Genomic DNA, 17,938 nt, shown 5'->3' with positions numbered 1-17,938 from the left:
CATCCGCGCTGACTAACGCCTGTGCCGTCAGCCCGTTACGTGGTCTACTCGGTTACATGAAGCCCGCGACCCGGGTCGCCGACCTGCTCAACGCGGCGGCGCCGCTACTGCCCGCCGCGAACGTGATCATGCAGCTGTCCTTGCCGGGCGTCGGCTACGGCGTGCTGGAAAGCCCGGTGGATAGCGGCAACGTCTACAAGCACCCGTTCAAGCGGGCCCGCACCACCGGTACTTACCTCGCGGTGGCGACAATCGGAACCGAGTCCGACCGGGCACTGATCCGCGAAGCCGTCGACGTCGCACACCGCCAGGTGCGGTCCACGTCGGCCAGCCCGGTTTCCTACAACGCCTTCGACCCCAAGCTGCAGCTGTGGGTGGCCGCCTGCCTGTACCGCTACTTCGTCGACCAGCACGAGTTCCTCAATGGCCCACTCGACGAGGCCAGCGCCGAGGCGGTCTATCGCGACGCCAAACGGTTGGGTACGACGTTGCAGGTGCCCGAGCGCTTGTGGCCGCCGGACCTGGTCGCGTTCGACGAGTACTGGAAGCGTTCGCTCGACGAGCTGCACATCGACCCGCCGGTGCGCGAGCATCTGCGCGGCGTGGCCGCAATGGCGTTTCTGCCGTGGCCGTTACGAGTGCTGGCCGGTCCGCTCAACCTGTTCGCGACGACGGGGTTCTTGGCCCCAGAGTTTCGGGCGATGATGCAGCTGGACTGGTCGCAGCGACAGCAGCGCCGATTCGACTGGCTGGTGTCGGCCCTGCGGCTGGCCGATCTGTTCATTCCGCACCGCGTGTGGATCTTCGGCTATCAGCTTTACTTGTGGGACATGCGATTTCGGGCGCGCCGCGGCTGGCGGATCGTCTAGATGGGCCGTCTTGAAGGCAAGGTCGCCATCATCACCGGCGCCGGCTCCGGTATCGGGTGGGCGGCGGCCAGCCGATTCGCCGACGAAGGAGCCCGCGTCGTCTGTGCCGACATCAGCGGACACGAGAACGACATCGCGGATCGGCTCGGTGATGCCGGGGTGCCCGTGCACGTCGACGTCACGGTCGCCGCCGATGTGGAGCGCATGGTTGCGACCGCCGTCGACCGATTCGGTCGGGTCGACGTGCTGCTGAACAACGCCGGATTCGGCGGGCCACACGTAGCCCTGGCCGACACCGACGAAGCATTGTTCGACAAGATCCTGGCGATCAACCTCAAGGGCGTCTTCCTCGGCATGAAATACGCGATTCCGGCGATGCTCGAGGCCGGTGGCGGCGCGATCGTCAACACCGCGTCGGCGTCCGGGCTGGTCGGCTGGAAGGGATTGTCGTGCTACGCCGCGGCCAAAGCCGCGGTGGTGCAGATGACGAAATCCGCGGCGCTGGACTACGCCAAGACGAACGTGCGCATCAACGCGATCTGCCCCGGCATGACCTACACCGGGCTGGCCGGGGCGAAGCCCGACGACGAAGTGCCGCCGGGTGGTTATCTGCCGACGCCGATGGCCCGCTGGGGCGAACCCGCCGAATTAGCCTCCGCCGCATTGTTTCTCGCCAGCGACGAAGCCTCGTTCGTCACGGGCGCCGCGCTGGCCGTCGACGGCGGCTACTCGGCCAGCGGCCCGATGCTGGGCACGGCACGTAGAGTCAAATCATGACTTTCCCGACGCTCAACCACGTTGCGGTCACGGTGCGCGATGTCGAGGTCAGCGGGGCGTGGTACCGCCGCCTTTTCGGCACCGACCCCCTCACCGACGAGCACGACGATGCGGCCGGGTACCGGCATCAGGTGTGGTTGCTGGACGGCGGCACACTGTTCGGCATCCACCAGCACGACCACGCGGCCCCCGACGAGAAATTCAGCGAGCACCGCGTCGGCCTGGACCACGTCGGCTTCGGTTGCGCCAACCGCGCCGAACTGGAGAACTGGGTGACACGGCTGAACGAGCTGGGCATCGAGCACGGCGGCGTCGTGGACGCGGACTACGGCTCGGGCCTGAGTTTCCGCGACCCCGATGGCATCGCCTTGGAGTTCTTCGCGCTGCCGGGATAACCCGTCAGCGCACCGTCGCAAAGAACGCGCGGACGTCGTCGACGAACAGCTCCGGTTGTTCGAACGCGGCGAAGTGACCGCCACGCGGCATCTTGGTCCAGTGCGTGATGTTGTAGCCCGTCTCGCACCAATTCCGCGGCGGCTTCAATAGCTCACCGGGGAAAGCGGCTACGCCGGTGGGCAATTCGACGCGGTCCCCGCCCCGCCAGACCCGGAAGCTCTCCCAATACAGGCGAGCCGACGACGCGGCGGTGTTGGTCACCCAGTACACCATCACGTTGTCCAGGAGTTCGTCTCGGCTGACCGCATTCTCGGGGTTCCCGTCGCAATCCGCCCACGCCCAGAACTTTTCGACGATCCAGGCGAGTTGTCCCACCGGGGAGTCGGCCAAGCCGTAGCCCAGCGTCTGGGGCCGGGTGGATTGCTGCGTGGAGTACCCCATGCCCCACTTTTGATGCTCGGACAGGGTGGCCAGGGCCGCCTTCTCCTCCTCGGTCGGATTGTCCAGATTCCCCGGCCGACCGATCGGCATGTTGAGATGAATGCCCGCGCAGTGCCCGCCGTTTCGGCCGATCTGCGTGGTGACCGCTGCACCCCAGTCACCGCCCTGGGCGCCGTAGCGGTCGTAGCCGAGACCGACCATCAGCTGCTCCCAGGCCTCCGCGATCTTTTCCACTCCCCACCCGGTGCGGGTGGGCTTGCCGGAGAAGCCGTATCCCGGCAGCGACGGACACACGACGTGAAAAGCGTCCTCGGCGCGCCCGGACGCCGGATTGGTCAGCGGCTCAATCACCTTGTGGAACTCCACAATTGAGCCCGGCCAGCCATGCGTGATCACCAGCGGGAACGCGCCCTCATGCGGGGACCTCTGGTGAATGAAATGAATGTCCAACCCGTCGATGTCGGTGACGAACTGGTCGAAGCGGTTGAGCGCGGCCTCACGGGGCCGCCAGTCGTATTCGTTGGCCCAGTAGTCGGCCAACTCGCGGGTGTAGGCCAGCGGAATGCCTTGACTCCAGTCGTCCACACATTCGGCTTCCGGCCATCGGGTGCGCGCTAGGCGCGACCGCAGATCATCGAGTACGTCGTCGGGAACGTCGATTCGAAACGGCTTCACGCATTCATAGTGCCGCCGCGCGCGAACCCGCCGACAGCCGCCCCATCGTCGGTCGCACCGCGCGCCGCTCTGTCGGGTTTGGCACTGCCCAGTCTCAAGGTGCGAGCCTGATGTACCCCGGCGCCTTCGGCGGCGAAGTCGGCGGGGGCGGTGGCGCGGGCGGCGAGGGTGGGGGCGGCGACGGCAACTGTTGTGGCGGAGAAGGCGGCGGCTCCTGCGGTGGCGGCGCCAACTGCTGCGGAGGAGGCGGCGGCTCCTGCGGTGGCGGCGCCAACTGCTGCGGGGGAGGCGGCGGCTCCTGCGGCGCGGGCGGCAACTGCTGCGGAGGCGCAGGCAACTGTTGCGGAGGCGGCGGCTCCTGTTGCGGAGGCGCAGGCAAACGTTGAGGTAACGGCTGCTGTGGTCGAGGCGGTGCCGCGATTGGCGGCGGTGGTGCCTGGAGGTGCGCCGACGCCGGTGGTTCCGGAATCGTCGGCGGGTTCGGATCGGCGATCCCTGCGGGGGGAACAATTCCGATCAGCGAGACGGGTGCGCTGCCATGCGCCTGAAAACCCGTCTGGCGAATGCCGTCGGCGGCCCGGTGTGTCGGCCCATTCCATCCCGCTTTGGGACGGGTGATCAGGACCGCGAGCTTGCTCTTGTCGTAAGGGCAGTAGGCCCCCACTGCCGCAATGATGAAGCGCCCCTCGGTGCGTGCGAGAGGGCCGCGGATTTGGCTCTGGGTCGGATCAGCGCTCACCGCATTGTCGACCAGATCGTCCACGACGCGGTTGGCCGGCGTGCCGTTATCCAGTGCGTGACAAACCTTGTGAGCCGTCTCGACGAGGCTTGGCACGCCTGACACGGCGGGGACGCCTTCGTCATCAAGAAGCGCCAGAAATTGGTCGTCGTTTGGGTCAGCCGATGCTGCAGCGCCGCGCAATATTGCAACGCCGCTCAGCAACGCAATGGCGGCTATCGGAATGCCGACATGGGTGGTGATGCCACCGAATCTGGAGGTGCCGGTCAACATGAGAGGACTTCCGTTCTGCAAGAGCCCGTCCCGACGGACTTCGGATAATCACCTGGGCCGCAGGTGTGATCGTGTGCGGGTGTCGTCGTTGACGCGCGCCGGATCCGTCTCTCAGGAGACATCGGTGGTAGGCGTCGTCCGGCGAAGACGCCGGTGCTCAATACTCTGAGCGATGTGCCGCCGGACAACCTGAGATGACGGGCGAAGTGAACTTCGTCCATCTCGATAAATCCCAGCAGCCGCAGGACGATGCGCCCAGCAATCGCACTGCCGCTGGCCAACGGCATAGCAAGATCGTACCGCCGGCGCTCGGCGTTGGCTGGCTGTAGTCCGAGCTGCGAAAGATGTTTTCCGGATTGGGAAACAGCAACTGAACGAGCGTCTTTCGATGTCGCGGGGTGGCTGGTTGGGGTGCTACAACACCCGCACAGTCCGACGATCTCGCCGAGTGAGACCCATCACCACGCGTCGTCGAGGTCGGGGCGATCGACCCCTTTGGCCCCCTCGGCCTCGGTCACCCGACGATCCGCTTCGGCAACCAGTTTGCGGACCTCGTTCATCAGCTCGCGCATATCGGCGCGCAGGGCATCGACGGCGGCATACAGATCTGCCTTGGTCGCCGGTTGATTCGCGGCAGACAGCGGTCCGACGGCAGCTGCCGCGTGGGCAGCGCTCGCGCTCTCGAAACCGGGTAGCTCGGTCACGCCCCCAGACAATGCCATACCCAGGTCATTAGCGACAATGGAACACCTCGCGTTCATCCGAACGCCTACCGCGCGGGTTCGGTCATCGCGACGGCTGCCTCGCGGGCCCGCGCGACGCAGTCCGGGGTAACAATCCGACTAGTAGTTGTTGTATTCCGAGAAGACAACCGCGTTGCCCTCGCTATCGGTCGCGAGCAACGTCAAGTAGTTTCCCTCGTCGTCGGTTCCGCCCCTCGAATTGATGGACGGGATCACCGGAAAAGTCGATCCCATCGCCTCGAGCTGGGCGCGCGTATCCGCGACCGAATTGATAACCAGGCTGGCGGAGCTGTTGGCGCGCCCGGCCGCAACGCCCTCCGCGCGATCGGCGGTATAGATCCCGAATACGGACTTGATACTCCAAAAGCCATACCAAGATTCGTCAGAGTACGGCTTTCCGAAGCTCATCGTGTCGCCGTAGAAGTTCCGCGCGGCTTGCAGATCGGGCTCCGGTGTCTCGACGTAGTCCAAGTTTCCTACCTCGCCCGTGGGGTGGTGCATCTTCGTGATGAACGTGTCGGAGAGTTGCATGCCGCCGTCGGCGCCAGTGTCGAAGACGTGCGTCACGAAGGCGACTTGCTTGAACGGATGCTCACCCTGACCCGAAAGCTCTCGCTCGTAGGTGACAATCGCGCCCGTGCCGAAGCGTTTGGCGCGCAGCGATCGGATGCTCATGCGTGCGGCCAGTCCGGATTTCGAGCGGTCGTACTGATTCCAGTTCGCGGCAAGACCGTCGCGGATGCCGCTTGGGCCGTGATCGATGCCGCGGTTATTGAGCCGGCTGCTGTCGAACCACCGGCTGTCGTTCCCGATGCCCGCGGCCATGACGCCGTGCTCGTCGGTTTGCAGCCAGGCGCCCGCCAGCTGTCGGACCGCGGAGACGACGCCCGCCGGCGTGCCGTTCTCCGCTTCGACGGAGGGTGGGCCCGGCGCGGGATAGTCCCCGACGGGGTAGACCCGTTGCATGAGCACGAAAACGTTTCCGGCGGTGTCACTTCCGACCGCGGAGAGGTCGGAGCCCCGGTTGCGTATGCCGGTGAGGAACTTGGTGCCGGCGGCCTCAAGGCGCACAACGGTTTTCGCGAGGTCGTCCACATAGATCGTGTTGTATCCGTTCGGCAGGCCCGGCCGGACCGGCGCGAACCCGTCGAGGCCGGTGCTGTCGAGGACCAGACGCGGGCCGCCCATGTCGAATGCGGCGTAGGTCGGGGTCTGAACCTCCGGTTCCCCAACGAATGTCGAATAGAACCGGACGGCGCGCGCGAGATCATTGACCGGATAAGTGAAGTCGTAGCGGAAGCTCGCCGTGCCCGACGTCGCCGGCATCTTGGCCACCGGATCGTAGGCGAGCCACCACGAGTCCGACTCGTGCGAAAGCTTCCAGCAACCGCCCTCTTTCACGAACGCCTGGAGGATCAGACCGCGGTTGCCATAGGCCCAATCGCTGACATGGTGGTGGATGCTCGTCGTCTCGCCGGAAACCAAATCGGCCCAATAGAGCGCCGTGGCGGTTTCGCCGCGGACGGCCACCTCGGCGCGACGGATGGTGATATTCGCCGAGCGCGTGTGACCGTCGGGGGCGAGCTCGAGGAAGCCCCACTCGTCGGGCAGCCCCCGCGCCACCTCTTGCGGGCCGGACTGGATACCGCCGGACCACGAGGTCAGACGCGTCACGTCCGACGTGACGCGATCGACGTATGCGTCCGCATCGGCGCCGATCCAGGACTGGTGCAATGCCACGATGGCGCCCATCACGCCCCGAACGTCCGGGTTAGCGGCGTCCCCGGCGACGAGCTGGGATGGGTCGAAAGTGACCCTGCCCGCGGCGCCCGCCGGCGGCGCCACCGTCGGGCAGGAGCCAGACTCGGCCGGCTTGAGCCCGGTCCACCACGGTCGCGTGGACGAACACCCGACGAGCGTTGTCGCGAGCAGACATCCGACGAGCGCACCAAGCGCGACCTTCATCGGCTAGGGCTCAAAGGCCGCAAGAACGGAGCCGGAATCGCGGATCTCCCAGATGCTGATTTTGCTCACGCCATCGAAGTTGATCTTGTTCAACGTTTCTCGTGAATACGTGAGGTCGATGGCAACCTGAGTCGAGGTATTGCCGTACGGGTCGGTCATCGGGAAGGTGCCCTGAACGTTCACCGCGGAAGCGTCGGGGTAGGTCGCTCTTGCGTACCTGAGAATGTCGATGGTGTCGAGCCGCGCACCGTCTTTGATCATCGTCTCGGTGTAGTTGTCACGAATCGCGAATCGCGCGTTGACGACGTCGCCGTTGGGGCCTGGAGCAGTGGCGAAGGCTACGCCGTCCGGCTTCTTGGGGCCGGTCGGTGTCGGTGGCGCCGCCTCGGTCAGTGTCGAGGGTCCCGCCGTGGTCGGACTGCTTCCCGACGTCGATTGGCTGTCATTCTTTGCGTCGAAACCCCAGCTCTTGCCGACGATGATGAGAAGAACGAGCGTGCTGAGTGCCGCCAGGGCCAGGGTCGCCTTTCCCGATATACCTTTCTTCTGCGGCTCCGTGGAGTCTGTCGCGAAAGCCCACTCGCTGGTCCAGTTGCGGCCGTCGAAGTACCGTTGCAACCCGTGGCCTACCCCGGCGGGATCGGGGTACCATCCCGGCGCCGATTTGGGCGGGGGCGGCGCATGTTCAGATGGCATATTTGCACCTTCGTCGTGACGGCGCCCTTCCGCTTCCCGCCGCGATGGCCGCTTAAAAACCCATGCTAACCGTCGAATGGCGGCAGCAGCTTTGCACAGATTTCCGGCTCTCTGGCTGGGGATACGTGGGTTACCCGGCGAGGTGTGCCGTCACCTCATCAATGGTGGGCGCGGACGGTATCGAACCGCCGACCGCTGGTGTGTAAAACCAGAGCTCTACCACTGAGCTACGCGCCCTCTACGCCCGCAGCAGGTTACCTGGCGCGGGCCCGCCACCCAAAACGTCCAGCCTGCGGCCGTTCATGAATGCAGTAGTCCTTCGCTGATACGGGCGAAAAGTGCAGTAGTCCGTCCCGGAACGAACCGTCGTCGTTTCGGTAAACGATGGTCGGCGAACGCGTTGGCGATGTTGTGACGGAAGCAAGATGTGAAGGATTTTGGGTTGTTGCCCCCGGAGGTCAATTCGGGGCTGATGTATGCCGGTCCGGGATCAGGGCCGCTGCTGGCCGCCGCGGTGGCCTGGGATGAGGTGGCTGCCGAGCTCGAATCCTCGGCGGCCGGCTACTCCGCGTCGGTGTCGGACCTGACCGGTCTGACCTGGCTCGGGCCGTCGTCGATGGCCATGTCCGGCGCGGCCGCACCCTACGTGGCGTGGCTACAAGCCGCGGGCGCCCAAGCCGGCATCACCGCCGCCCAGGCCTATGCGGCGGCCGCGGCGTATGAGGCCGCGTTTGCGATGACGGTGCCCCCACCGCTGATCGCGTCGAACCGCGCCCAGTTGCTGGCGCTGATCGCCACCAACTTCTTCGGGCAAAACACCGCCGCGATCGCGGCCACCGAAGCCGAATACATGGCGATGTGGGTCCAAGACGCCGCCGCCATGTACGGCTACGCCACCGAAGCCGAAACGGCCAGCACGCTGCAGTCGTTCGACGAACCGCCGCAGACCACCAACCCGAATGGTCAGACCGACCAGGCCACCTCGGTGGCCCAGACCACCGCCGACACCACCAGCGCCCGCACCCAATCCCTGACCCAAATGACCCAGAGCCTCGCCACTCAGCAGGCCAACCTCGTCGACCCGCCCCTGCCCCCCGGCAGCACCGCCAACATCGCACCCGGCGGCGCCACCATCGAACCCGGCGTGACCTTCACCGTCACCCCCGGCAACCCCGTCAACGCCAGTGTTGGCGCCGCGTTCACAGCCGACAGCTACGTCACCTGGTCGTACCAAGGACAGATCTTCGGCAGCTACGCAACTCCGTTGCTCAGGGAGTCCTACGGCTTCACGTTCCTGAGTGGCACCTTTACCGCATACCCGCCCTGGGTAGGAGGCGCCGGGTTCACCATCCCCAGCGGCTCCGTCACCGCCGGCGCCGGTGTCGAAGTCACCATCGACGCCAGCACCGGCCTCGTCACCGCCATCAACAGCGGCACTATCACTACCGGCTCCGTCTTCACTCCCGTTGTGCCCAGCTCGTCGAGCGCGTTGGCTGCGGCACCGGCGGCCATGGCAACCAGCGCACCGGGCCTGGCGGGAACCGCCGCGATCCAACCCCAACTCAATGTCGACGCACTCATGGACGCTCTGGCAGCCGCTGCCGAGTAGCAGTCGAAACCCTCAGGCCCGCAACGCCTCCAGCGCATCGGTCCACAATCGCTGATCGCGAGCCTCACCGGGCTCTTTCATCTCGGCAAACTGGATGATCCCGGACCGGTCGACGACGAAGGTGCCGCGGTTCGAATAGCCGGCCTGGTCGTTGAACACGCCATAGGCCTGGCAGACCTCGCCGTGCGGCCAGAAATCCGACAGCACCGGAAACGTGAACCCGCTTTCGATGGACCAGATCTTGTGCGTCGGCGGCGGACCCACCGAGATCGCCAGCGTCACGCTGTCGTCGTTTTCGAATTCGGGCAGGTGATCGCGCAGCAGGTCCAGCTCGCCCTGGCAGATCCCGGTGAAGGCCAGCGGAAAGAACACCAGCAGAACGTTCTTGGCGCCGCGATAGGCGCTCAGGGTGACGCGCTGCTGGTTCTGGTCGCGCAGAGTGAAATCGGGGGCCGTCGTCCCGACGGTCAGCATTACCGCTTCCCGGCGCGCGACTTCGGTTGCACCAGCCGGCTGGCGCTCCAGTCCCCCAGGTTGACCGACGACGTCGGCATCAGGCCGGCCGTCGGAGCCGCCTCGGCGATCTCGGCGGGCAGCACATGGCCGGGCTTGCCGGTCTTGGGCGTCAGCACCCAGATCACGCCGTCCTCGGCCAACGGGCTGATGGCGTCCATCAGGGTGTCCACCAGGTCGCCGTCGCCGTCTCGCCACCAGAGCAGCACGACGTCAACCACCTCGTCGGTGTCTTCGTCGAGCAGCTCCGATCCACAGGCTTCCTCGACCGCGGCGCGGATGTCGTCGTCGGTGTCCTCGTCCCAGCCAAACTCCTGGACAACCTGATCTCGTTGGACGCCCAGTTTGCGAGCGTAGTTCGAGGCGTCATCCGCCGCGACCACCGTGGACCTCCTTCGACAACACAACCCTGCGCGCCATGCGATTGGGGATTATCGTCGCACAGCCAGAAGCTCGTTCACACTCCGCCTCAGAAGGACGCCAGGCAGAGTTTCAGCGCCTTGGTCTTGGTGTCGTTGAGTTGATCGACCCGACGGTTGAATTCGCCGGTCCCCGCGTGGGTGCCGATCGCGTTCGCCACCCCATGCGCCGCGTCGATGTACGCGTTGAACGCATCCTTCAGCTGCGACGACAGCGCATCGTTGAAATTGTTGCTCACCGTCGAGGCGCTGTTGTTGAGCGCTTCGACGGCCGGGCCTTCGAACGGGCCGGTGCCCTTGCCCCCGTTGAACGCCCCGACATAGGCATTCACCTTGTCGATGGCGTCCTTGCTGGTGGTGGCCAGCGAGTCGCACGAGCTGCGCACCGCCTTGGTGGTCAGCGATTGTTGCCGCTGGGACTCGCGGACGCTCGACGTCGCGATCGAGGCCGACACCGACGACGAGACCGACTGCCGATAGGCCGGAGCCACCTTTGTATCGGGCCCAGCCGTGCCGTTGGTCACGGTGGTACACCCCACGATGCCCATCAGCGCGGTGGCGATGCAGCCGAGCGCCAGCACGCCACGCTTGGGGAACTCTCCCCCGTGCGTGCGAGGGACGACTTTCCATCCGGTGAGCACGGTTTCTGACGTTACCGGGTGGCGATTGCCCGCGCCCTCAACGCACCGAGGTTTCGTGTCGGCGGGTGAAGTTCGCCAGCGATCCGATTGCGGCTACCCGCCCGAGGCGCCTTTACGGCACGATAGGGAGACGAACACGCATGCAGGAAACCTCCAACAGCAGGAGCGGAAGTTGACGACCGAGTTCGCGCGCCACGATTTGGCCAAAACCCCAAGCAACGGAAGCGAACCCGATCGCGTCCGGGTGATCCGAGACGGCGTCGCGTCATATCTGCCCGACATCGATCCCGAGGAAACGTCGGAGTGGCTGGAGTCGTTCGACGCGCTGCTGGAGCGCTCGGGCCCGGCGCGGGCGCGCTACCTGATGTTGCGGTTGCTGGAACGAGCGGGTGAACAGCGGGTGGCCATCCCGGCGCTCACGTCGACCGACTACGTCAACACCATCCCGACCGAGCTGGAGCCGTGGTTCCCCGGCGATGAGGACGTCGAACGTCGCTTCCGGGCCTGGATCCGGTGGAACGCCGCGATCATGGTGCACCGCGCCCAGCGTCCGGGAATCGGCGTGGGGGGCCACATTTCGACGTACGCCTCGTCGGCGGCGCTGTACGAGGTCGGCTTCAACCACTTCTTCCGCGGCAAGACGCATCCCGGCGGCGGGGATCAGATCTTCATCCAAGGCCACGCGTCCCCGGGGATTTACGCGCGCGCGTTCCTGGAAGGCCGGCTGACCGCCGACCGGCTCGACGGCTTCCGGCAGGAGCACAGCCACCCGGGCGGCGGGCTGCCGTCCTACCCGCACCCGCGGCTGATGCCCGACTTCTGGGAGTTCCCGACGGTGTCGATGGGCCTGGGCCCGATGAACGCCATCTACCAGGCCCGCTTCAACCACTACCTGCACGACCGCGGCATCAAGGACACCTCGGATCAGCACGTGTGGGCGTTCCTCGGCGACGGTGAGATGGACGAACCGGAAAGCCGCGGCCTGATCCAGGTCGCCGCCAACGAGGCGCTGGACAATCTGACGTTCGTCATCAACTGCAACCTGCAACGCCTCGACGGCCCGGTGCGCGGCAACGGCAAGATCATCCAGGAGCTCGAGTCGTTCTTCCGCGGCGCCGGCTGGAACGTCATCAAGGTGGTCTGGGGCCGCGAGTGGGACGCCCTGCTGCACGCCGACCGCGACGGCGCGCTGGTGAATCTGATGAACACCACGCCCGACGGCGACTACCAAACCTACAAGGCCAACGACGGCGCGTACGTCCGCGACCACTTCTTCGGCCGCGATCCGCGCACCAAGGCGCTCGTCGAGGCGATGACCGATTCGGAGATCTGGAACCTCAAGCGCGGTGGGCACGACTACCGCAAGGTCTACGCCGCCTACCGGGCCGCCGTCGACCACAAGGGACAGCCGACGGTGATCCTGGCCAAGACGATCAAGGGCTACTCGCTGGGCGCGCACTTCCAGGGCCGCAATGCCACGCATCAGATGAAAAAGCTTGCGATAGAAGACCTTAAGTATTTCCGCGACGCCATCCGGATTCCGATCAGCGACGCTCAGCTGGAGGAAGACCCCTACCTCCCGCCCTACTACCACCCCGGACCCGACGCCCCCGAGATCCGCTACATGCTGGACCGGCGTCGCCAGCTGGGCGGCTTCCTGCCCGAGCGCCTGACGAAGGCCAAGGTGCTCAAGCTTCCGAGCCGCGACATCTACGCCCCGCTGAAGAAGGGCTCGGGGCACCAAGAGGTCGCCACCACGATGGCGCTGGTGCGCACATTCAAAGAAGTGATGCGGGACAAGGAGATTGGCCCGCGGATCGTGCCGATCATTCCCGACGAGGCCCGCACGTTCGGCATGGACTCGTGGTTCCCGTCGCTGAAGATCTACAACCGCCTCGGCCAGCTCTACACGGCCGTGGACGCCGAGTTGATGTTGGCGTACAAGGAAAGTGAAATCGGCCAGATCCTGCACGAGGGCATCAACGAGGCCGGCTCGACGGCGTCGTTCACCGCGGCCGGCACGTCGTACGCGACGCACAACGAGCCGATGATCCCGCTCTACATCTTCTATTCGATGTTCGGGTTCCAGCGCACCGGCGACGGCCTCTGGGCCGCGGCCGACCAGATGGCGCGCGGGTTCGTGCTGGGGGCCACCGCGGGGCGCACCACCCTGACCGGTGAGGGCTTGCAGCACGCCGACGGTCACTCGCTGCTGTTGGCCGCCACCAACCCGGCGGTGGTCTCCTACGACCCCGCGTTCGCCTACGAAATCGCCTACATCGTCGAGAGCGGGCTGGCCCGGATGTTCGGCCCCAACCCGGAGAACATCTACTTCTACATCACCATCTACAACGAGCCGTATGTCCAACCGCCGGAGCCGCACAACCTGGATCCCGAGGGCGTGCTGCGCGGGATCTACCGCTACCAAGCGGCCAGCGAGCGACGCACCAACACCGCGCAGATCCTGGCCTCCGGCGTCGCGATGCCGTCGGCGGTGAAGGCCGCCGAAATGCTGGCCGCCGAGTGGGACGTCGCCGCCGACGTGTGGTCGGTGACCAGCTGGGGTGAGCTGAACCGCGACGGGCTGGCGATCCAGCAGGCTCAGCTGCGGCATCCCGACAAGCAGGCCGGCGTCCCGTACATCACGAAGACGCTGGAAGGGACCACCGGGCCGGTGATCGCCGTATCGGACTGGATGCGCGGGGTGCCCGAGCAGATCCGGCCGTGGGTGCCCGGCACCTACGTCACGCTGGGCACCGACGGGTTCGGCTTCTCCGACACCCGCCCGGCGGCCCGGCGGTACTTCAACACCGACGCCGAGTCGCAGGTGGTGGCGGTGCTCGAGGCGCTGGCCCGCGACGGCGAGATCGATCCGTCGGTGCCGGTCGCGGCGGCCCGTCAGTACAAGATCGACGACGTGCAGGCCGCTCCCAAGCAGACGTCCGACCCCGGCGTGTCCTAGCGGCCTGACCAATCCCGAGCGTGAAACTAACTTCACGCTCGTGTCCGAACGTGAAACTAACTTCACTCTCGACAATCGTCGTCTTGAGACACCACTAAGACGCGGGGCCTGCTTTGGCGGAAAGTTCCAGAAACCGGGCGTAGATTTTAGGGGTGAATGACAACCCCTTCGCCGGCCCGTTCGCCAAGCATCCGAGGTCGCCACTCGAGACCTTGGACACGGTCCCCGAATCGGTCCTGCGGCGGCTGAAGCAGTATTCCGGCCGGCTGGCGACCGAGGCGGTCACGGCCATGGGCGAGCGATTGCCGTTCTTCGCCGAACTGGAAGCGTCCCAGCGGGCCAGCGTGGCGCTGGTGGTGCAGACGGCCGTGGTGAACTTCGTCGAGTGGATGCAGGACCCACATAGCAACGTCAGCTACACCGCGCAGGCCTTCGAGCTGGTGCCCCAGGAGCTCACCCGCCGGATCGCGTTGCGCCACAGCGTGGACATGGTGCGGGTGACCATGGAGTTCTTCGAAGAAGTCGTGCCGCTGCTGGCCCGCTCCGAGGAGCAGCTGACCGCGCTGACCGTGGGCATCTTGAAATACAGCCGGGACCTGGCGTTCAGCTTCGCGTCGGCCTACGCGGACGCGGCCGAGGCCCGGGGCAGCTGGGACAGCCGGATGGAGGCCAGCGTCGTCGACGCGGTGGTGCGCGGCGACACCGGCCCCGAGCTGCTGTCCCGCGCGGCGGCGCTGAACTGGGACACCACCGCGCCGGCGACGGTCGTGGTCGGCACCCCGGTCTCCAGCCGCGACAACACCAACGGCGAGATTGCCAGCGAGCGGGCCAGCCAAATCGTCCGCGACACCGCCGCTCATCACGGACGGGCGGCCCTCACCGACGTGCACGGCACCTGGCTGGTGGCCATCGTGTCGGGGCACTTGTCGCCGACCGACAAGTTTCTGGGCGATCTGTTGAGCGCATTCTCTGCGGGCCCCGTGGTCATCGGGCCCACCGCCCCGATGCTGACCGCGGCCTATCACAGCGCCAGCGAGGCCATCTCCGGGATGAACGCCGCCGCCGGCTGGGCCGGCGCGCCGCGGCCTGTACACGCCCGAGAGCTCCTGCCGGAGCGTGCCCTAATGGGAGACGCCTCAGCCATTGTCGCGTTGCACACCGACGTGATGGGACCTCTGGCCGACGCCGGGCCCACGCTGATCGAAACTCTTGATGCTTACTTAGATTGCGGCGGCGCAATTGAGGCCTGCGCCCGCAAGTTGTTCGTTCATCCAAACACCGTGCGATATCGACTCAAGCGCATCACCGACTTCACCGGGCGCGATCCGACCCAACCACGCGACGCATACGTGTTGCGAGTGGCCGCGACGGTCGGCCAACTCAACTACCCCACCAACCCCTCCAGTGTTGGTAACAGCGCGATAACTGCGGTTCCATTGCCGGTCAGAGGGGGTTCCGCGGCGTCATCCGTGCGATAGTGATCCAGCCAACAGATCGCGGCGAGGTATCAAATACGTAGCTTGTCGAGCGGTTTTGTGGATTACCTACAAAAACCTAAGACGAGGTTCATAATCTGTTACACCCGCCAAAACCGTTTCCACAGTGTTCTCTTAGACACGTGATTGCGTTACTTGCGCCCGGACAGGGTTCGCAGACCGAGGGGATGCTCTCGCCGTGGCTGGAATTGCCAGGGGCGAGCGAGCAGCTGACTCTGTGGTCGAAGGCCAGCGGCCTCGATCTGGTCCGACTGGGCACCACCGCATCGAACGAAGAGATCACCGACACGGCGGTCACTCAGCCACTGGTCGTCGCGGCCACTCTGCTCGCACACCAGGAGCTGACCAAGCGCGGCGTGCTCGGCGGCGAAGACTTCATCGTGGCCGGCCACTCGGTCGGCGAGATCGCCGCGTACGCGATCGCCGGTGTGATGGGCGCCGATGACGCCGTCGCCCTGGCCGCCACCCGTGGCGCCGAGATGGCCAAGGCGTGTGCCGCCGAGCCGACCGGCATGTCCGCGGTGCTGGGCGGGGACGAGACCGAAGTCCTGGCCCGCCTCGAGCAGCTCGACCTGTTCCCTGCCAACCGCAATGCGGCCGGGCAGATCGTCGCCGCCGGCCCGCTGACCGCGCTGGAAAAGCTCGCCGAAGACCCGCCGGCCAAGGCCCGGGTGCGCGCTCTCGGCGTGGCCGGTGCGTTCCACACCAAGTACATGGCGTCCGCGATGGACGGCTATGCCGCCGCGGCTGCCGCCATCGCGACCGCCGAGCCCACTGCGACGCTGCTGTCCAACCGCGACGGAAAGCCGGTCACTACGGCGGCGGCGGCGATGGAAGCGCTGGTCGCTCAGCTGATCCAGCCGGTGCGGTGGGACCTGTGCACCGCAACGCTGGCTTCCCACGATGTCAAGGCGATTGTGGAGTTCCCGCCCGCGGGCACCCTCGCCGGCATCGCCAAACGAGAACTTCGGGGGGTGACGGTACGTGCCGTCAAGACGCCCGCAGACCTGGACGCGCTGGCCGACATTTGACGCCAGCTCGGCCAGTTTGTAAGGCCAGTACAACCGCATAAGCGCACATCAATCCGATTTGCACTCAACACATTACGAAGGGAATCAAGGCTGTGTCTGTTAGCCAGGAAGAAATCATCGCCGGTATCGCCGAGATCATCGAAGAGGTCACCGGTATCGAGCCTTCCGAGGTCACCCCGGAGAAGTCCTTCGTCGACGACCTGGACATCGACTCGCTGTCGATGGTGGAAATTGCCGTCCAGACCGAGGACAAGTACGGCGTGAAGATCCCGGACGAGGACCTCGCCGGTCTGCGTACCGTCGGTGACGTCGTCTCCTACATCCAGAAGCTCGAGGAAGAGAACCCCGAGGCTGCCGAGGCACTGCGCTCCAAGCTCGTCGCCGAGAACCCCGACGCTGCTGCCAACGTCCAGGCGAGGCTGGAAGCGGACAGCAAGTGACCAAGCCTTCCACTGCTAACGGCGGTTACCCCAATGTTGTGGTAACCGCTGTCGCGGCGACGACATCGATCGCGCCGGACATCGAGAGCACGTGGAAGGGCTTGTTGGCCGGCGAGAGCGGCATCCGCGTCCTCGAAGACGACTTCGTCACCAAGTGGGACCTGCAGGTCAAGATCGGTGGGCACCTCAAAGAACCGATCGATGACCACATGAGCAGGCTGGACTTGCGGCGCATGTCGTATGTCCAGCGCCTGGCCAAATATCTCTGCGGCCAGCTGTGGGAGTCGGCCGGCGCCCCGGAGCTCGATCCGGACCGGTTCAGCGTCGTCGTTGGCACCGGTCTGGGTGGCGCCGAGCGGATCGTCGAGAGCTATGACCTGATGAACGAGGGCGGTCCCCGCAAGGTGTCGCCGCTCGCCGTTCAGATGATCATGCCCAACGGCGCCGCTGCCGTGGTCGGTCTGGAGCTCGGAGCGCGGGCCGGGGTCATCACCCCGGTGTCGGCGTGTTCGTCGGGCTCCGAGGCCATCGCTCACGCGTGGCGCCAGATCGTCATGGGTGACGCGGAGGTCGCCGTCTGCGGCGGTGTCGAGGGTCCGATCGAGGCGCTGCCCATCGCGGCGTTCTCGATGATGCGGGCCATGTCGACTCGCAACGACGAGCCCGAGCGTGCGTCGCGGCCGTTCGACAAGGACCGCGACGGCTTCGTCTTCGGCGAGGCCGGAGCCCTGATGCTCATCGAGACCGAAGAGCACGCCAAGGCCCGCGGCGCCAAGCCGTTAGCCCGGTTGTTGGGTGCCGGTATCACCTCGGACGCGTTCCACATGGTGGCGCCCGCGGCGGACGGCGTGCGCGCCGGTCGCGCGATGACCCGCGCGCTGGAACTGGCGGGCGTGTCCGCCAAGGACATCGACCACGTGAACGCACACGGGACGGCGACGCCGATCGGCGACACCGCAGAGGCCAACGCCATCCGGGTCGCCGGATGCGATCAGGCCGCCGTGTATGCGCCCAAGTCGGCGCTGGGGCACTCTATCGGCGCAGTCGGGGCGCTCGAGTCGGTGCTCACGGTGCTGTCACTGCGGGATGGCGTCATTCCGCCAACCCTCAACTACGAAACACCCGATCCCGAGATCGCGCTGGATGTCGTCGCGGGCGAACCTCGCACCGGCGATTTCCAATACGCGATCAACAACTCATTCGGGTTCGGCGGCCACAACGTGGCCCTCGCCTTCGGGCGTTACTGAGCACGA

17 protein-coding genes and 1 tRNA gene are annotated in these 17,938 nt (G+C 66.0%); 9 read left to right on the top strand and 9 right to left on the bottom strand.

Annotated features, from left to right (window positions below; translation table 11 throughout):
* Positions 1 to 56 precede the first annotated feature (56 nt).
* Genes LMQ14_RS10585 through LMQ14_RS10575 form a run of 3 tightly spaced genes read left to right on the top strand, consistent with a single transcriptional unit; the run spans position 57 to position 2,041 of the window.
* The gene (locus LMQ14_RS10585; RefSeq protein ID WP_267734689.1) at positions 57 to 869 is read left to right on the top strand and encodes an oxygenase MpaB family protein; all 813 of its coding nucleotides are present in this window, start codon (positions 57 to 59) and stop codon (positions 867 to 869) included.
* Entirely contained in the window at positions 870 to 1,646 is a 777-nt protein-coding gene (locus LMQ14_RS10580) for an SDR family NAD(P)-dependent oxidoreductase (protein WP_267734688.1), read from the top strand. It begins immediately after the preceding gene.
* On the top strand, positions 1,643 to 2,041 hold the full coding sequence (locus LMQ14_RS10575; protein ID WP_267734687.1) for a VOC family protein: 399 nt from the start codon (positions 1,643 to 1,645) through the stop codon (positions 2,039 to 2,041). The genes LMQ14_RS10580 and LMQ14_RS10575 overlap by 4 nt, the downstream gene beginning before the upstream one ends.
* Before the next feature lie 4 nt (positions 2,042 to 2,045).
* Here the strand turns inward: LMQ14_RS10575 and LMQ14_RS10570 are convergent, their stop codons facing one another.
* The 6 genes from LMQ14_RS10570 to LMQ14_RS10545 all read right to left on the bottom strand — a co-directional run bounded on the left by LMQ14_RS10570 (position 2,046) and on the right by LMQ14_RS10545 (position 7,811).
* Positions 2,046 to 3,158 carry an epoxide hydrolase family protein gene (locus tag LMQ14_RS10570; protein ID WP_267734686.1) on the bottom strand — a complete coding sequence of 371 codons (1,113 nt, stop codon included), beginning with the start codon at positions 3,156 to 3,158 and terminating at the stop codon, positions 2,046 to 2,048.
* Between the two features lie 94 nt (positions 3,159 to 3,252).
* Positions 3,253 to 4,002, bottom strand: a complete 750-nt coding sequence (locus LMQ14_RS10565) for a DUF732 domain-containing protein (protein WP_267734685.1) — start codon at positions 4,000 to 4,002, stop codon at positions 3,253 to 3,255.
* Between the two features lie 626 nt (positions 4,003 to 4,628).
* Positions 4,629 to 4,874, bottom strand: a complete 246-nt coding sequence (locus LMQ14_RS10560; RefSeq protein ID WP_267734684.1) for a hypothetical protein — start codon at positions 4,872 to 4,874, stop codon at positions 4,629 to 4,631.
* A gap of 138 nt (positions 4,875 to 5,012) precedes the next feature.
* On the bottom strand, positions 5,013 to 6,878 hold the full coding sequence (locus LMQ14_RS10555) for a VOC family protein (RefSeq protein WP_267734683.1): 1,866 nt from the start codon (positions 6,876 to 6,878) through the stop codon (positions 5,013 to 5,015).
* Between the two features lie 3 nt (positions 6,879 to 6,881).
* Complete coding sequence (locus LMQ14_RS10550) at positions 6,882 to 7,574, bottom strand: DUF2510 domain-containing protein (RefSeq protein WP_267734682.1); 693 nt, start codon at positions 7,572 to 7,574, stop codon at positions 6,882 to 6,884.
* Between the two features lie 162 nt (positions 7,575 to 7,736).
* A tRNA-Val gene (locus LMQ14_RS10545) sits at positions 7,737 to 7,811 on the bottom strand.
* A gap of 235 nt (positions 7,812 to 8,046) precedes the next feature.
* Here LMQ14_RS10545 and LMQ14_RS28275 point away from each other — a divergent pair.
* Complete coding sequence (locus LMQ14_RS28275) at positions 8,047 to 9,183, top strand: PPE family protein (RefSeq protein ID WP_420714674.1); 1,137 nt, start codon at positions 8,047 to 8,049, stop codon at positions 9,181 to 9,183.
* A 12-nt stretch (positions 9,184 to 9,195) separates the two neighbouring features.
* On the opposite strand, the gene LMQ14_RS10535 is transcribed toward LMQ14_RS28275, so the two are convergent.
* The 3 genes from LMQ14_RS10535 to LMQ14_RS10525 form a co-directional block, all read right to left on the bottom strand.
* Positions 9,196 to 9,657 carry a peroxiredoxin gene (locus LMQ14_RS10535; RefSeq protein WP_267734681.1) on the bottom strand — a complete coding sequence of 154 codons (462 nt, stop codon included), beginning with the start codon at positions 9,655 to 9,657 and terminating at the stop codon, positions 9,196 to 9,198.
* Positions 9,657 to 10,079 carry a DUF3052 domain-containing protein gene (locus LMQ14_RS10530; protein WP_036469938.1) on the bottom strand — a complete coding sequence of 141 codons (423 nt, stop codon included), beginning with the start codon at positions 10,077 to 10,079 and terminating at the stop codon, positions 9,657 to 9,659. The genes LMQ14_RS10535 and LMQ14_RS10530 overlap by 1 nt, the downstream gene beginning before the upstream one ends.
* An 86-nt stretch (positions 10,080 to 10,165) precedes the next feature.
* Positions 10,166 to 10,756, bottom strand: coding sequence for a hypothetical protein (locus tag LMQ14_RS10525; protein ID WP_267734680.1), 591 nt, complete (start codon positions 10,754 to 10,756; stop codon positions 10,166 to 10,168).
* A gap of 172 nt (positions 10,757 to 10,928) precedes the next feature.
* On the opposite strand from LMQ14_RS10525, the gene aceE reads away from it, so the two are divergent.
* The 5 genes from aceE (at position 10,929) to kasA (ending at position 17,932) form a co-directional block, all read left to right on the top strand.
* A complete protein-coding gene (gene aceE, locus LMQ14_RS10520; protein WP_267734679.1) occupies positions 10,929 to 13,718 on the top strand; it encodes a pyruvate dehydrogenase (acetyl-transferring), homodimeric type in 2,790 nt (929 codons plus the stop codon).
* 152 nt (positions 13,719 to 13,870) lie between these two features.
* Positions 13,871 to 15,196 carry a PucR family transcriptional regulator gene (locus LMQ14_RS10515; RefSeq protein ID WP_267734678.1) on the top strand — a complete coding sequence of 442 codons (1,326 nt, stop codon included), beginning with the start codon at positions 13,871 to 13,873 and terminating at the stop codon, positions 15,194 to 15,196.
* A gap of 140 nt (positions 15,197 to 15,336) precedes the next feature.
* A complete protein-coding gene (locus tag LMQ14_RS10510; RefSeq protein WP_267734677.1) occupies positions 15,337 to 16,245 on the top strand; it encodes an ACP S-malonyltransferase in 909 nt (302 codons plus the stop codon).
* Between the two features lie 92 nt (positions 16,246 to 16,337).
* Positions 16,338 to 16,685 (top strand): meromycolate extension acyl carrier protein AcpM, encoded by a 348-nt coding sequence (gene acpM / locus LMQ14_RS10505; protein WP_267734676.1) that lies wholly within the window; start codon positions 16,338 to 16,340, stop codon positions 16,683 to 16,685.
* The gene (kasA, locus tag LMQ14_RS10500; RefSeq protein ID WP_267734675.1) at positions 16,682 to 17,932 is read left to right on the top strand and encodes a 3-oxoacyl-ACP synthase KasA; all 1,251 of its coding nucleotides are present in this window, start codon (positions 16,682 to 16,684) and stop codon (positions 17,930 to 17,932) included. The genes acpM and kasA overlap by 4 nt, the downstream gene beginning before the upstream one ends.
* Positions 17,933 to 17,938: the final 6 nt, after the last annotated feature.

It is taken from the genome of Mycobacterium sp. Aquia_213, assembly GCF_026625985.1.
GTDB lineage: Bacteria > Actinomycetota > Actinomycetes > Mycobacteriales > Mycobacteriaceae > Mycobacterium.
Note: the sequence above shows the minus strand (reverse complement) of the source record. Positions and strands in the feature narration are given on the sequence as shown.